Genomic DNA, 14,976 nt, shown 5'->3' on the forward strand with positions numbered 1-14,976 from the left:
TTTTAATAAAAATATATAGGTATTAAAATGTCAGGCTCGCTCAATATAGTACAAAGAATTTTACCACAAGTTTCACTTATTTCAATTAAAGCTACAGCAAATTCAGTTCCACCAACACAATATGAGCGAGCCGAGCTACAAGCCCTCATCATTCATGAGGATGGCTCTCTCGCAGGAGCTGGCATCCCAGTTAACTGGCGTATTGCTGATTTAGCAAACGGTCAGAACCTTAGCTTTTATGATACCAATGGTCAGTTACTTGCTGTCAACCATGGTGAAGTAACAAGCTTCACCAATTCTGGCAGTCTTGCAACTATTTATGTGGCCAGCCCATCGATCACAATCGCAACGATTTACGCTTCAACCGATCCGGACCAACCAGAATATGGTGTCCAATTAATATCCCATGATCCTTCTGGAAATAATTCTTCTTATCAGGCACCATTCATCGCCGGTCTTCAAGATGTTCTGAATATACCCAACGATGCCGACCAATCAATTAATCCTGACGATAATGATACATTATTTTATGATACCCGATACGCAGTAAGAGCAGATACGGACAAAATACCGACACTTGACTACAGATGCGCTTTTATTTTGAACAATGAATGTGTTTCTATACAGAATAATGTTAGCGCAGATACTGAAGTCTACGCCTACATTCCTTATAATCAGATGTACAGTGATGCTACAACTATCAATACACTCAAATACATTGTTTCAGAAACTAATAGCGGACAATCAAACCCGCTGCATTTTCTTGCTCAGGGCACTGCCTATGAAATGCCCGATCCGTTCATACAAACGGACAATCTATTAAGTAAACCAATTTTTCCCGGCACTCTGGATAACGGAATACTGACTGCCAATAGTTTTGTGAATGGCTATTTATCGTTCAATATCAGCGGATTCCCATTCAGCTGTCTTTATGGCCTGTTCAAACCTATATTGTTTCTTGATGGTTGGGATCCTCATGACAACTCGACAAGAATTACCAGACAAATTGCTCTGTATCCGAATGATATTTACTTACAGCAATCCCACCTTAACAGCGGCATCAACCTAAATATTTCTCAACGTGTCTTCCGTCAAATAGGCGCGTATAAAGAAAATAATATAACAGAATACGCAGATTTATATTTAAACTATATTATTAATGAAGTCAAATATTCAGATTATTATTATAATAAAGCAGATTTTTCAGGGCTTGATAATTAAACCATTTAAAGGGTGCCACCAATGACCTATCCTCATACAAACGGCATGGTAACGGATAAATCTTACGCATATGTGCCCTCTTATACGAGCACGCTGGATCCAACCCGGCAGCAGCAAATTGTGACTTGTTACGTTAACACCAACAGACCAAATGCCAACGTTACGATTAAAAACGATAGTGCGCGTAGCACCGGAACGCCCAAGCCACTTGCTCTGTTCGACAAAAATCATACCCCTTTGCCTTTTGATACAAATTCCGGAACTTTCTCAATGACAACAGAGAGTTCCGGGCGTGCTGTTTTTCTTGTTGGCTCTAATTCCGGTGATTTCTATATAACCCAATTAACGCTTACAGCCGACGATGGCAGTGAGTTTTCAGCACCTTTTGTTTTTGGTGATCTCGACCCAAATCTTGCCGGTAACTTACCTGCATTGACAATTGCGGGCCTGTCGCAAAACAATAATCTTCAAGTTCCAACATCTGATGTTCCGCAACTGTTTAATGTAACAATTGCTTCCACAAATTTGCCGGCGGCATTTATACCTTCATCACGTATTGCCGTTATACTAAATAATATTTTAGTTTATTGCGGAAATCTTAGTGCCTTAACAGCTGACGGCATTAATATCGCCTGCTCGCTTTTAAAAACCACAGCGGGTGCAACCAATACAATCGGCTATTTTATTGCAAAGCCAGACGGCCAGTTCTGGTCTGCTGCCTTGCTGTCCCCCCTGAAGAATTTTACTGCCAGCGGCACAGCAATTTACATACCCTCTGTCAACAACCGCACTCTTGTTGCGCCTCAGCCGGTTTTAATTTCTTCAGGGTCGGTAACACCGGCAGATATGGCTAATAATGGCTTAAAACTTGCTATTCCTGCCAGTCCTGCAATTTCTGCAGGAGATCTCGCGGATGTTTACGTTTCAATAAACGGGACAGATGACCAGACATCACAACCCCTCAAGGACGTTAGTGTTTTCTCAAAGATAAATCCGTTATCTGATATCTTTATCGTGCCTCAAACACGTCTCTCCGGTTATCAAACCAACTCATTTTTTATGTTTGAGTACCAACTATTTGATAGTATCGGGCAATCCAAGGGATGGTCTAACTCCGCCATCGCTCAGTCATATAAGCAGTTCCCGGCAATTTTACTTGAAACTATCAAGAATAATGCCAATGCCGATGGCGTAGAACAAAATCGCGCATCTGCTGCTTATTATGCTGACAACGGAATACCCGCCGCCAATGTACCGATCACATTTACGCTCGGTGCAACCGGCAATGCAGTTTTCGATGGCAATCAAAAAAGCAAAACCTTAATTACTGACAATTTCGGCAAGACATCACCTGTACTGTTCACAGATAGTCATAGCGGCGGTGAGACAGTCGAATTAACAACAAGCGCAACAGCCGCTCAAACCATAAAGAATTTTACATTCACACAGGCCACAGCCACTCAGCTCGGCATTATTCCAATCAAAAACAACATGCCCGCTGACGGCACTTCAACCTGCAGTGCGAAAGCCAGTATTTCAGGCAGCGGCAATGTCAGTAATATCAGCGTTAATTTTACAACATCATCAAACAGCACCTTTTTTATTGCCTCAAATGGCGTAACTGTTTCCGCTGATAGCAAAACGGCAACTGCACAAACCGGGATCGATGGTCTGACAGCGGAAGTATTCTTCACTGATAACAGTAACACTACCATAGATATAACGATAACTGCCTCCGCGAACGGTTTGACCAACGCGACGCAACCATTTCATTTCACCCAGACAGCTACTCCTCTGACACTCACACTTGCAGTAGCTTCAGACGATAACTCCGCAGCGACTGGTAATGGCCAGGACAAACATAGTGCGATTGCAGTGCTTTCACCGGCAAAAGCTCAGGCTGTCACTTTCACTCTGCCATCTAATCAACAAGCGACATTTTCTGAAACTGATACAAGTATCTATACACTGTCGCCGGATAAAAAAACCGTAAGCGTTATTTCTGATGTCCAATCCGGCCAGACACCAATTGTGCATTTTACTGATGCAAATACAGCCGGAGAATTCGTGGTGCTGACGGCTTCAACATCTGGCGCGCAAGACAATCAACATAATTTTGGCTTCGGTCCAGTTGGACAAACTGCCATAGTCCTTGATAAATACCTGGATAATTCGGTTGCAAACGGACACGCTATAAACGCAGTAGAGGCGCACATAACAGTAAATGGCTATCCACCTCTATTCAGAACACCAATCACTTATCATGTAACAGGGTCGGCTTATTGGCAGACTAATAATCAACACACACTTAACGATACAATCCACAACAATGACGGTTACTCTATAAACGGGTTTTATGACACGAACACGGCTGGCGAAACTGTAAGCGTAACCGCTACATGCAATGGCGTTACAAGTGATCCTCTGGAGTTTACATTTGCACCATATAACCAACACACCCAGACGACCGTGACGCTGAGCAAAGCTATGGACGAACAACCCGCTGACGGACGATCACTCAATCGGGCAGATGCAACAGTCAATATCAACGGGGCTTCTGCACCCAACGGCACACAAGTCACATTTTTCGCATCGGGGCACGCACGTTTTGCTTTCAGTGATGCATCGATATACACCACCTCAACATCCGGCGGATCAGCTGCAGCACCTTTCTACGATACCAATCCTAACGGAGAAACCGTAACAATAACCGCCAAATCCGGAGGCAGTACAAGTAATCCGCTAACATTTACATTTGAACCCTCAATAGTCCCTTTGGCACCTATCGTGATTTTAAATCCGTATGAAGGTGAAGATATAATAATTCCAATAAATATTGGGCAACATGGACCGGTCTATGCGAGTGGCACTGCAACCGCTGGACAAGTTTTAAACTTCCTTCTCAATTGGCAACCCTTCGGCAGTAGCACAGTAAATTCTGCTGGAAACTGGACAAGTCCGCCAATTCACGACAGCGGTAACTTGACGCTTTCAGTTTCATACGCATCTGAAGGACAAAACGCGCCGAGGTGGACTGTTCACTTTTCCGTTGAATATTCCGACACTTAATAAAAATATCATATCTCAAAGAATTAATTGCAGAAACTTGCGCACCCAGAATACACCTGATCTCTGGGTGCAGCTATAATGCAGGTTTTGCAGATGCAGTTAGAGCGCACGTAAAATAAAGCTAAAAAACAAGCGGCTAGAGCAATTGCCCTTCCCCATTGTCCGTACGGGGTGCTATCGGTCGCGCCAGCAGGAATTTATTGCAGGCTTTTCTCATGACACACTATTCGGATCCGCAACGCCTCCAGACCCTGATCGACGGACTGGATCAGTTCAACGCCACTCCCGGTAAAGGCACCACTCGTCTGACCTATAGTCCGGAATTCCGGCAGGCCGCAGATTATCTGCGCGACCGGATGGAAGAAGCGGGTCTTACTGTGCGCGAAGATGCCGTTGGTAATATTATCGGCCGTCTGGAGGGGAGCAATCCGGAACTGGCACCGGTTATGGTCGGCTCCCATTTTGACTCCGTGCCAAATGGCGGAAAATTTGACGGACAAGCAGGCGTCATTGCCGGCATAGAAATTGCTTTCCAGCTGAAAAGCCGCGGGCTGACACCCGTTCGTCCTGTTGAATTTATCGCCATGATTGAAGAAGAAGGCACCCGTTTCGGTGGTGGCTTGCTGGCCTCGCGCATCATGACCGGCAAGGTGGATATGCAGCAGCTTGTCACTTTTACTGATGATGACGGCATATCCGTTGCGGAGGCAATGCAGGCCTATGGGCTTGATCCCACATCGGCACATCAGGCAATCCGTCAGCCCCATTCAATCCATGTGTTTCTCGAGCTGCATATTGAACAGGGCCCCGTATTGGAGAGCCATGGCGAGGACGTGGCTATTGTTGACGCTATTGTCGGTCTCGGCCAGTTGAAAGTCACATTTCGCGGACAAGCAGGCCATGCCGGTACAACCCCGATGAATGCGCGGCGCGATGCGCTCACCGGCGCTGTCACCGCCCTTGCACAGTTGCCTGATCTGGCGCTTGCTATCGGACAGGACGCGGTTCTGACTGTCGGCAAGCTGGATGTTTATCCGGGCGGTGCTAATGTCATCCCCGATCTGGTTGTTTTTACCGCCGATATTCGCGCACCAAAGGAAGAGGTTGTCCGCACATTGATGGATCAGACCCGTGCTGTAATTGAGCGGGCAGGCGGCAACGGATTGTCCGTCGAGGTCGAAGAACAGCTCTTTGTCGCACCGGTGCCTTTATCCTCCGAACTGCATAAATGCCTGTCGCATCATGCTGATGCGCTTGACCTGAAAAGCCGGACAATGGTAAGCGGTGCCGGGCATGATGCCATGATTATGGCTGATTTTGCACCGACCGGTCTTGTCTTCGTTCCGAGCCGTAACGGTATTTCTCATGCTCCTGAAGAATGGACGGATTATGACCAGCTGGCTAAAGGCGTTGACGTGCTTTTTCTTACAATTTGCGATCTCGCTGAGGTGAAACTCACAGATTAAAACCGCTGCTTTTTCGTATTTCTATATCGAGTCTTAATGGCGAACCAATTATAAATTGGTTCGCCATTATTTTTACTAAATATCTTGAACTGCAGCAGATAATTTGCATTATTAAACAAAAGTATAATAAATCGGGAAAATTATCAGCAGAATGGCCGTTACCAATTCATCAAATTCAGTACCAATTTGTATAATGGTTCGATTGATTCATGGTTCATGCCATGCATGATCTCAATGATAATACCGGTCTTGCCTTAGAAAACCTGCGCACGTTATTGGCTGAGCAGTCGGAGGGGCAGGAAAACCGTCTTCCCTCTGAACGTGAACTGGCGCTGCGCTTCAATGTCAGCCGCCGTGCCTTGCGTGCAGCCCTTGATGTGCTCGAAAACGAAGGACTGATCTGGCGCAGGCAGGGTCAAGGTACTTTCAGCGGTGAACGTCGTCCCGATGGCAATATGCTGGCCCAGCAAATTGCCGACTTCACCAATCCTATCGAAGTTATGGATGTGCGGATTGAAATCGAACCGGCGCTGGCGCGCATGGCCGCCGCCCGCGCCACACCCGCTCTGGTGGAACAACTGGAAAAGCTGGCTCTGAAAGCCGAGCAGTCAACCGATATTGCCTCATGGGAGCGATGGGATTCAGCCTTTCACAGCAAGATCGCTGATGCATCCGGCAATCAGCTGTTTATCGCCATTATGGGCATCATCGATGAAATCCGGCGCAATGATGCATGGCAGCAATTTCGCACCCGCGTGCGTTCGGCAGGCCGCAATTCGCTGTCGGTAAACCAGCACAATGCCATTCTGGATGCGATCCGGCGCTTTCATCCGCGCGATGCGGAAGATGCCATGCGTACACATCTTATGTCGCTGCGCGAAGCAGTGATCGGCGAAATTGGCGGAGCCGCACGAACACAAATACCGGCACCACAGCCTGTAACGACCGACTGAAGGAGTTTTCGCATAGCGGATGAAAGCCGCATGCAAAGGGAAGAACGGATTTAGCTCAGGAGGAGGAGCCCGTTCCGACCATTCAAGTGCAGACCACAGAACAATCTGGCTATCAGCAGAACAAAATAAGGGGTGGAGAATGAAATCTGTTTATAGAACTGCTCTCAAAACTGCGGCGCTGTCCGCAGCAGCAATTGCTCTAACTTTACCGGCACTGGCCGCTGATTTACGCATCGGCCTGCAAGATGATCCCGATGTGCTTGACCCGCATCGTGCGCGCACATTTGTCGGTCGTATCGTTTTCACGTCCTTATGCGACAAGCTGTTTGATATTAATGACAAGCTGGAAATTCAGCCGCAGCTCGCCAAGGAATGGAGCTGGTCTGAAGACGGTAAAACACTGCAAATCAAATTGCGTGATGACGGGAAATTCCATGACGGCTCGGCCATCACTGCTGCCGATGTAAAAGCCAATCTGGAACGGGCAAAAACACTGCCGGAATCCCTGCGTAAAAGTGAAGTCGCAGCGATTGATAAGATTGAGGTTGTGGATGATACCACGCTCGATATTCACCTCACCAGACATGATGCGGCACTGCTGTCCCAGCTTTCCGACCGCGCAGGTATGATCCTGTCGCCAAAGGCCTTTGCCGGTGGTGAGTTTGCCCAAAATCCTATCTGTTCAGGCCCGTATAAATTTACCAGCCGCGTACAGAATGACCGGATTATTCTGGAGAAATTCGCTGATTATTGGGACGCCGCCAATTACCACTTTGACAAGGTAACCTATCTGCCGATTCAGGATTCAACCGTGCGCTTTGCCAATCTGCGCTCCGGTGATTTCGACATGATCGAGCGCCTTGCCTCTTCAGATATTGAAGCCGCAAAAGCCGACAGCAATCTGGCCTTCCTGCCGGTCACAGGTATCGGTTATCAGGCTCTGACTTTCAACATGACCAAGGGCGACAAAGACAGTTTCCCGATCGGCCACGACAAGCGTATCCGACAGGCTTTCGAGCTTTCCCTCGACCGTAATGCAATCAATGAAGTTGTCGGCCAGGGTGTATTCCAGCCCGCTTATCAGGCCTTTCCGCCATCGAGTTTTGCCTATAATCCGAAATATGAAACTGTGACCCGCGACGTTGAAAAAGCCAAACAGCTGCTTAAAGAAGCCGGTCATGAACGGGTCAGTTTTGAACTGGCTTTCGGTAATTCCACAACGTCCCAGCAGGTCTACGAACTGATACAGGCCATGTCTTCCGAGGCAGGTTTTGATATCTCTCTGCGTCCGACTGAATTTGCTGCCCTGCAATCCGCATTGAAAGAGAAGTCTTTTGATGTCGGCCAGAGCGGTTGGTCAGGCCGTGCTGATCCGGATGGTAATATCCATCAGTTTGATACCTGTAAAGGCAGCCTCAACGATGCCGGTTTTTGCAGTGAAAAAGTTGATGCCCTGCTGGAAGAAGCCCGCGGTATCAAAGATCAGGCACAGCGCAAGGCACTCTACGATCAGGCACAGGAAATCCTGCAAGACGAGCTGCCGATCGTCTATCTCTATTATCAGCCATGGACATTTGCCACCCGCGCAAATCTGAAAGGCTTTACTGCACATCCGGACGGCATGATCCGCCTGAAAGGCGTTACACTGGAAAAATAAGCAAGCCGTCTCCTTCTTTTGAAACACCCTCCGAAGAAGGAGCTGAAACGGCTCAGCGGGAAGGAACAGGCGGATTAAATTCTGTCACTTCCATCCCGCTGTCTGCTGTTTTGTTTTCATGCGAATGGAACTCATTCTATGTTTGAATTAATTATCCGGCGTTGTCTTGTGGTGATCCCGACCCTGTTTCTGGTATCGGTTATTGTTTTCGGTATGCAGAAATTGCTGCCGGGCGATCCAATTTTGGCACTGGCTGGTGAAGACCGTGATCCGCAGACGATTGCCTATCTTCAGGAAAAATACCGGCTGAATGATCCGGTTATTACGCAATATCTGAGCTGGCTCGGCCGCATCATGACCGGCGATTTCGGCGTATCCATCCGCACGGAAAAACCGGTGCTGGAACTGATCTTGCAGAAATTGCCGGTGACTTTGCAGCTTGCAGCTTTTGCGATGTTCGTTGCGCTGCTGATAGGCGTGCCTGCAGGGATCATCTCTGCTGTACGCAAAGGCACATTGACCGATTATTCGATCAATATTGCCGCGCTGTCCGGTTTATCAATCCCGAATTTCTGGCTCGGCATTCTGCTCATTCTGTTTGTTTCCGTACAATGGCAGTTGCTGCCTTCATCCGGCTATACATCACCGTTTGAAAATCTGGGACAGAATATCCGCACCATGATTATGCCGGCTTTTGTGCTCGGCACCGGCCTTGCCGGCGTATTAATGCGCCATACGCGTTCGGCCATGCTCGGTGTGCTGCGCTCGGATTATGTACGCACTGCACGCGCCAAGGGGCTGAACGAGAAAACTGTTATTCTGCGTCACGCGCTGCGCAATGCTCTTGTACCGATCATTACCCTGACCACCTTGCTCTTTGGTGAATTGTTGGCCGGTGCGGTTCTGACCGAACAGATTTTCACCATTCCGGGTTTCGGCAAGCTGATCGTGGATGCGGTCTTCACCCGTGACTATGCCGTTGTGCAGGGCGTTGTGCTGTGTACCGCTGTCGGTTTCATTCTGATGAATCTTCTTGCCGACATTCTCTACATTATCGTCAATCCGAGACTGAGGGATGCAACATGAGTGCGCTCGCAATTCCGGCAAAAAAATCCCGTAACCGCACTTTGCAAAAATTTCTCTCCAACAGAGCAGCGGTTCTCGGTGCAATATTGGTTGGCTTTTTTGCTCTGCTGGCCATTCTGGCACCACTGATTACCGGTTATGATCCGTTGCAGACAAGTTTCACCGCTATTCGCAAACCGCCTTCTGCCCTGCATTGGCTGGGGACAGACGAATTGGGACGCGACCTGTTTTCCCGCATGGCCTATGGCGCACGCACCTCGCTGATGGCGGGCGTTGTCTCGGTATGTATCGCGATGATTGTCGGCGTGCCTTTCGGGATTATCGCAGGCTATTTCGGCGGCTGGGCAGACAGTATTATCTCCCGCCTGATTGATGCCATGCTCGCCATACCATTTCTGATTATGGCAATTGCCCTGGCTGCCTTTCTTGGTGCCAGCCTTACCAATGCGATGATCGCCATCGGCCTTTCCGCAGCACCGGTTTTTGCCCGTCTTACCCGTGGTCAGGTGCTCTCCATCCGCAATGAGGAATATATCGAGGCCGCTCAGGTTCTGGGTCTGCGTCACCCGCGCATTATCCTGCGCTATATTCTGCCGAATGCCATGTCGCCGATTATCGTTCAGGCAACGCTGACCATTGCAGCAGCCATTATTGCCGAAGCCAGCCTGTCCTTTCTCGGTCTTGGCCAGCAGCCGCCGAATCCGTCATGGGGCTCGATGCTCAACACTGCAAAAAACTTCATCTCACAAGCACCATGGATGTCCGTATGGCCGGGAGCCGCAATCTTTCTCGTGGTTCTGGGGTTCAATCTGCTTGGCGATGGTCTGCGCGACGCCATTGATCCGCGCGAATATTAATAGCTTACAGGAACATAACCATGAGTATGTTTACAACCCGTCCTGAAATTCTCGGTACTTTCGGTGTTATTACTTCCACCCACTGGCTGGCTTCGGCCGCCGGTATGGCGCTGCTGGAGCGCGGCGGCAATGCTTTTGATGCAGCCGTGGCCGCAGGTTTTGTCTTGCAGGTTGTCGAGCCGCATCTCGTTGGTCCTGCCGGTGAAGTGCCGATTATTTTCCACTCCGCCAAAACCGGTAAAACCGAAGTGCTGTGCGGTCAGGGCGTGACACCGGATGCAGCCACGATCGAGCGTTACAAACAGGAAGGGCTGGATCTGGTTCCGGGTTCCGGCTTGCTCGCAGCCGTGGTTCCGGGGGCATTTGATGCATGGATGCTGATGCTGCGCGATCATGGCAGTATGAGCCTGCGCGATGCGTTGGAACCAGCAATCTATTATGCCCGCACCGGCCATCCGATGCTGCCGCGCGTTGCCAATACAATCCGCGATCAGGCCGAGTTTTTTAAAAAAGAATGGCCGACATCCTATGCCACATGGGCACGCAACGGTAATCTGCCTCAGGCGCATGAGCTATTTGTCAATGAAGCGCTGGCAAAGACCTATCAGCGTCTGGTGGATGAAGCTGAAGCCAAAGGCGGCAGCCGCGAAAAGATTATCGATCATGCGCGTGACGGTTTTTATCGCGGCTTTGTTGCGCAGGCGATTGAAGATTTTTGCCAAAATACTGAGGCGATGGATACCAGTGGCAAACGTCATAAAGGCATTCTGACCGCTGATGATATGGCGCGCTGGAGTGCCACTTATGAAACCCCGCTGAGCTATGACTATCACGGCTGGACGGTTTACAAGACCGGCCCGTGGGGTCAGGGACCTGCCCTTCTGCAAAGCCTTGCTTTACTGAAAAACAGCGACATAGGTGCGATGGGACCGGATAGTGCGGATTTCATCCATACCGTAACCGAAGCCATGAAACTGGCCTATGCCGACCGCGAAATCTATTACGGCGATCCTGATTTTGCGGATGTGCCGATGAAGCAGCTGCTGTCGGAAGACTATAATGCACAACGGCGTAAACTGATTGGTTCTGCAGCTTCTCATGAACTGCGCGCCGGTATGATCACAGATTTTGAAGAACAACATGCCCGCGGCGTAGCCCAGTTCCGCTATGCGGAGACCAACGGCAATGTGGCACCTGGTGCCGGTGAGCCGACCATGGCACATCTGCGCACCGAAAAACGTGGCGACACGGTGCATGTGGATGTGATTGACCGTTGGGGCAATATGGTTTCCGCCACCCCGTCCGGCGGCTGGCTGCAATCATCACCGGTTATTCCGGAACTCGGCTTCCAGCTCAATACCCGTGCACAGATGTTCTGGCTGGAACCGGATCTGCCGACCAGCCTCGCGCCGCGCAAGCGCCCACGCACCACACTTACACCGTCACTGGCCAGCTATGAGGGTAAACCACGGCTTGTCTTCGGTACGCCGGGTGGTGACCAGCAGGATCAATGGCAGCTCATCCTGTTCCTGCGCCGCGTCCATCACGGGCTGAACCTGCAGGAAGGCATTGATCTGCCGCTGTTCCACACCATGCATTTCCCGTCATCCTTCTACCCGCGTGAAGCCATTCCGGGACGGCTTGTAATCGAAAAGTCTATTGGTGAAACTGTTATAAATGATCTGAAAACACGCGGTCACGATCTGGAAATCGTTGACGAGTGGACAGTCGGGCGGCTGACCGCAGCCGAACGCGAGAGCAACGGGCTGTTGCGGGCAGCGGCCACACCACGCCTGATGCAAGCCTATGCAATCGGGCGCTAAAACGGGGAATTGATGCAGTGATAATGGGTATTGAATTTCAGGAGCTGCTCTGGCTCGCCCTGAGCATGCTGATTGCCGGCGGTGTCACCGGCCTGCTCGCAGGTCTATTCGGTGTCGGCGGCGGTACTGTGGCGGTTCCGGTACTGTATGAGCTGTTCCGCTATCTGGGTGTGCCGGAAGATGTGCTGATGCCGCTGAGTATCGGCACATCGCTTGCCATCATCATTCCGACATCCATCCGTTCTTACCGCGCCCATCTGGCACGCGGAGCCGTGGATACAAGTCTGCTGAAAGCATGGGCCGTACCGGTCGTTGCGGGTGTGATTGCAGGGAGTGTGATTGCCCGTTATGCACCGGCGGAGCTGTTTAAATTCGTCTTCATCGTGGTTGCCGGTGTTTCGGCAATCCGGCTGCTGTTTGGTAAAGACAGCTGGAAACTCGCCGATCAGTTGCCGGGCAAACTGGCCATCCGGTTTTGCGGGTTGATTATCGGCGTATTGTCCTCACTGATGGGGATCGGCGGCGGACAGCTCTCCAACCTGTTCATGACCTTTTATAACCGGCCGATCCATCAGGCTGTTGCCACATCTTCGGGCTTGGGCATCCTGATTTCCATACCGGGTGCGCTTGGCTATATTTATGCAGGCTGGCCGCGTGCCGCCCAATTTCCGGATGTTGCCGCTTTGCAGCCGCCGCTTGCACTCGGCTATGTCTCCCTGCTCGGATTTTTCCTCGTTATTCCGACAAGTATTCTCGCAGCCCCTGTCGGCGTAAAGCTGGCGCATAGTCTTTCAAAACGAAAACTGGAAGTCGCTTTCGGTGTCTTTCTGTTGCTGATCTGCCTGCGTTTTTTGATAAGCGTCATTTATTGATAGAAAGATTGAGTCATGCAAGAAACACTTCTTTCTGTAAAAGATCTGAAAATCTCTTTCTCTACCGGTGGCCACTGGGCACCGGTCGTGCATGGTATTTCCTTTGAGATTAAAGCCGGCGAAACGCTTGCTATTGTCGGGGAGTCCGGCTCCGGCAAAAGTGTGACTGCGCTTTCCCTCATGCGTTTGCTGCCGCCGCTCAACAGCCGGATTGAAGGGACTATCCGTTTTAACGATACCTCGCTGACGCAGATGAATGACAGCGCAATTCGTCATATTCGCGGTAATGAAATCGCAATGATTTTTCAGGAACCAATGACCTCGCTCAATCCGAGCCTGACCATCAGCTTCCAGCTTGCCGAAGTGCTGATGACCCATCGCGGTATGAGCCGTGAACAGGCTGAAGCCGAGGCCGTGCATCTGATGGAGCGTGTGCGGATACCATCTGCCGCCACACGGGCGAAAGACTATCCACACCGTCTGTCCGGCGGTATGCGTCAGCGTGTGATGATTGCCATGGCACTCGCCTGCAAGCCGAAATTGCTGATTGCCGACGAGCCGACCACAGCACTGGATGTGACCATTCAGGCGCAGATTCTTGATCTCATCAAAGATCTGCAAAAAGAAGAAGGCATGGCCGTGCTGTTCATCACCCATGATATGGGCGTGGTGGCAGAAATTGCCGACCGTACCATCGTGATGTTGCATGGCAATATTGTTGAAAGCGGCAACACAGAGGTTATTTTTGCACAGCCGGAACATCCTTATACCCGTGCTCTGCTGTCTGCCGTGCCGAAACTCGGCTCGATGAAGGGTGAAAATGCACCGCTTAAATTTCCTGAAATCGACCGCACGACCGGCCTGCCAGTTGAACAGCCTGTTTCAGAATCTGAGGCTATAACAGAGAGCAAAGCTGCTCAGCCGCCAACCGTGCTTGAAGTGCGCAATCTGCGCAAATATTTTGACCTGCCAAACGGTCTTTTCCGTAAACCTGCCGGACGGGTTCATGCGGTTGAGAATGTTTCCTTCTCAATTGCGGCGGGTGAAACGCTGTCTCTGGTGGGGGAATCCGGCTGCGGAAAATCCACCACCGGCCGTGCAATTATCCGGCTTACAGAGCCGACATCCGGCGAAGTCCTGCTGAACGGCCGCAATATTCTGAACATTAGTCAGGCAGAATTTCGCGATACACGCCGCCAGATACAACTGATCTTTCAGGATCCGTTTGCAAGTCTGAACCCGCGCATGAAAATCGGTGAAGCGGTTGCCGAACCGATGATTGTGCATGGCATTGCCGGTGCTGCGCAGGCACGGCAAAAAGCCCGTGAATTGCTGGAACAGGTCGGTATTAATCCCGCAACTTATGACCGTTATCCGCACGAATTTTCCGGCGGGCAGCGCCAGCGCATCTGTATTGCCCGTACATTGGCACTCGATCCGCAATTGATTATTGCTGATGAGGCCGTGTCCGCACTGGATGTTTCCATCAAGGCGCAGGTGGTTAATCTGATGCTGGAATTGCAGGAAAAGCTTGGTCTGGCCTTCCTGTTTATTTCCCATGATATGGCTGTGGTTGAGCGTATCAGCCATCGTGTGGCCGTGATGTATTTAGGCGAGATTGTCGAAATCGGCAGCCGCGCGGATATCTTCGGTAATCCGCAGCATCCCTATACCAAACGCCTGCTCTCTGCCGTACCGGTGCCTGATCCTGCAACGCGCGGCACCAAGGCAAAACTCCATGTCGGCGAGCTGAAAAGCCCTGTGCGTCCGGTTGATTATCAGCCACCGGTGCGGATTATGCAGGAAGTCAGCTCCGGCCATTTTGTGCAGCAATGGGGCGATGAATGGGACTTGCGTAAAGCAATCTAGTAAAAAATAAATAGTCCGGCTAGCATGTTGATCTGAAAGAACACATGCTAGAGCGGTTTACGTCCAGATTGGATCATAGCGCTTGCTCTGGATTCTTTATTTG

Annotated in this window: 10 protein-coding genes; all 10 read left to right on the top strand. The window is 50.3% G+C overall.

The genetic code is table 11. The features are described 5' to 3' along the window. The first annotated feature begins 27 nt into the window (after positions 1-27). The 10 genes from F7P81_RS11670 (at position 28) to F7P81_RS11715 (ending at position 14,873) form a co-directional block, all read left to right on the top strand. A complete protein-coding gene (locus tag F7P81_RS11670) occupies positions 28-1,221 on the top strand; it encodes a hypothetical protein (RefSeq protein ID WP_151159635.1) in 1,194 nt (397 codons plus the stop codon). Between the two features lie 21 nt (positions 1,222-1,242). Next, positions 1,243-4,290 (top strand): hypothetical protein, encoded by a 3,048-nt coding sequence (locus tag F7P81_RS11675; RefSeq protein ID WP_151159636.1) that lies wholly within the window; start codon positions 1,243-1,245, stop codon positions 4,288-4,290. Between the two features lie 215 nt (positions 4,291-4,505). Beyond that, positions 4,506-5,756 carry a Zn-dependent hydrolase gene (locus F7P81_RS11680; RefSeq protein WP_151159637.1) on the top strand — a complete coding sequence of 417 codons (1,251 nt, stop codon included), beginning with the start codon at positions 4,506-4,508 and terminating at the stop codon, positions 5,754-5,756. Between the two features lie 221 nt (positions 5,757-5,977). After that, positions 5,978-6,709 (top strand): FadR/GntR family transcriptional regulator, encoded by a 732-nt coding sequence (locus tag F7P81_RS11685; RefSeq protein ID WP_170265267.1) that lies wholly within the window; start codon positions 5,978-5,980, stop codon positions 6,707-6,709. 139 nt (positions 6,710-6,848) lie between these two features. Next, positions 6,849-8,366, top strand: coding sequence for an ABC transporter substrate-binding protein (locus tag F7P81_RS11690; protein WP_151159638.1), 1,518 nt, complete (start codon positions 6,849-6,851; stop codon positions 8,364-8,366). A gap of 138 nt (positions 8,367-8,504) precedes the next feature. Continuing rightward, positions 8,505-9,452 carry an ABC transporter permease gene (locus F7P81_RS11695; protein WP_075656602.1) on the top strand — a complete coding sequence of 316 codons (948 nt, stop codon included), beginning with the start codon at positions 8,505-8,507 and terminating at the stop codon, positions 9,450-9,452. Beyond that, a complete protein-coding gene (gene nikC / locus F7P81_RS11700) occupies positions 9,449-10,309 on the top strand; it encodes a nickel transporter permease (protein ID WP_151159639.1) in 861 nt (286 codons plus the stop codon). The genes F7P81_RS11695 and nikC overlap by 4 nt, the downstream gene beginning before the upstream one ends. A 20-nt stretch (positions 10,310-10,329) precedes the next feature. Next, the gene (locus F7P81_RS11705) at positions 10,330-12,132 is read left to right on the top strand and encodes a gamma-glutamyltransferase family protein (RefSeq protein ID WP_151159640.1); all 1,803 of its coding nucleotides are present in this window, start codon (positions 10,330-10,332) and stop codon (positions 12,130-12,132) included. A gap of 17 nt (positions 12,133-12,149) precedes the next feature. After that, the gene (locus tag F7P81_RS11710) at positions 12,150-13,004 is read left to right on the top strand and encodes a sulfite exporter TauE/SafE family protein (protein ID WP_075656595.1); all 855 of its coding nucleotides are present in this window, start codon (positions 12,150-12,152) and stop codon (positions 13,002-13,004) included. Between the two features lie 15 nt (positions 13,005-13,019). Next, positions 13,020-14,873, top strand: coding sequence for an ABC transporter ATP-binding protein (locus F7P81_RS11715; RefSeq protein WP_151159641.1), 1,854 nt, complete (start codon positions 13,020-13,022; stop codon positions 14,871-14,873). Positions 14,874-14,976 lie beyond the last annotated feature (103 nt).

Origin of the sequence: Pseudochrobactrum saccharolyticum, assembly GCF_008801715.1 — a bacterium.
Classification (GTDB): Bacteria; Pseudomonadota; Alphaproteobacteria; order Rhizobiales; family Rhizobiaceae; genus Pseudochrobactrum; species Pseudochrobactrum saccharolyticum.